Raw genomic sequence first — 1,460 nt, 5'->3', positions numbered from 1 at the left:
TTCTCATAGTTAGCAAGCAGTTGATCCAGCAGTTCAGGTGTAATCGTCGTGTCGGTCGTCATGTGAGTCTCCTCGGTAAGGTAAACTCACAGAAACCTGCTTACACATTCTTTCTGACACCCTCCGCCAGGCCAATACCCCCGGGCCATCGCTGCTCCGCGGCAAGAAAGGATCGACGCCGCTCCTGGATTTGGTCGGTGGACAATAGACCTGATGCCCTGGCCATGCGCCCACTCGATGTCCTCTGCGCTGCAGAACCCGCCATCGACGAGATGGCGGCGGGGAAAGCGCTTCAGCCGGGCGCGCGTTCGTTCCAGCATCGGCCGCATCAGGCCGCGATCTGATCCGTTGTTGTCGACATCGACCGCGACCACGATCGGTTGTCCCGCCGCGCTGGCCACCTGCACATTGTAGGCCGGGCGGAAGCCGGCATCCGCCATCTTCATCACCCGCGCCTGCGGGTCCGTGGTGGAGGCCCGCGGCTCCTTCGGCTGCTTGCCATTGCCGCCCTTGTCGTCGAGCTGCTTTCGCTTGCGCTTGAGCTCGGCCAGCGCCGTTTGCGCCGCTTGCACCCGCTCACTGCGGTCGCGCGCCGCGCGCTCCCTGGCGGCCCGGATGCGCCGGTTGCTGGCTTCCGGATCCGCATCGACCTCGCGCTTGAGTTCTTCCACCACGGCCTTAGCCTGCGCCATCTGCCGGTCCAGCGTCGCCTCTCGCCGGAACGATCCGGTCCCCGCATGGGCCCGGATCCGCACCCCGTCCTGGGCCAACTTCTCCAGATCGACCAGCCCCGCCTTGCTCAGCGCCGCCAGATGTTCGCTCAGCAAGCGGTCGAGCAGATCGGCACAACCGACCCGGAAGTCCGACAGCGTGTGATAGTTCAGCGACACCCCGCAACAGAGCCAGCGATAGACGTCATGGCTGTCGCAGAGCCGGTCCAACGCCCGCGCGCTGCCAACGCCGTCGCTCGTGGCGTACAGCCAAAGTGCCAGCAGCAGCCGCGGCGAAGGCGCCGGATGGCCGGGCCTGTTCTCCCGCGCCTTGACCCGATCCTCCAGCTCGCTCAGCTCGAGCCCTTCGACATAGGCCCAGATCACCCGCGCCGGATGATCCTGCCCGATCAGGCTGTCGATATCGACCGCGCGCAGTTCGACCTGGTCGCGCATCGGCTCGCGCAGCCGCGGCGCTCCGCGCCGCACTGCTTCGGCCCGTGGCTCCGCTCGTTCCGGCAGATCTCCAAATAGTCCGCCACCAACCATCATGCCCTCCTGCGAATCCATCACCGCAGAGAATCACAGCCACTTTGCGCTCTGCCATAAGAAAGATTCACAGCCTCGTAGATTCCATGGGGCGGTGAGCGCGCCCTTTCCGGTAGGTTTGGGTTTCCACACTCGAACCATCGGAGAGTCTGATGCAAGCATCGACCAAGAGCACGCCCACCGCCGGCCATTGTGGCACGA

The 1,460-nt window shown here is 64.9% G+C and carries 1 pseudogene; it reads right to left on the bottom strand.

The window, feature by feature from the left end:
- Nucleotides 1–123 precede the first annotated feature (123 nt).
- Nucleotides 124–1,262, bottom strand: a pseudogene (locus ACZYOF_RS43705) (IS1182 family transposase); the annotation flags it as partial.
- Between the last annotated feature and the right edge of the window lie 198 nt (nt 1,263–1,460).

Source organism: Bradyrhizobium sp. LeoA1Lang, assembly GCF_055413685.1.
Note: the sequence above shows the minus strand (reverse complement) of the source record. Positions and strands in the feature narration are given on the sequence as shown.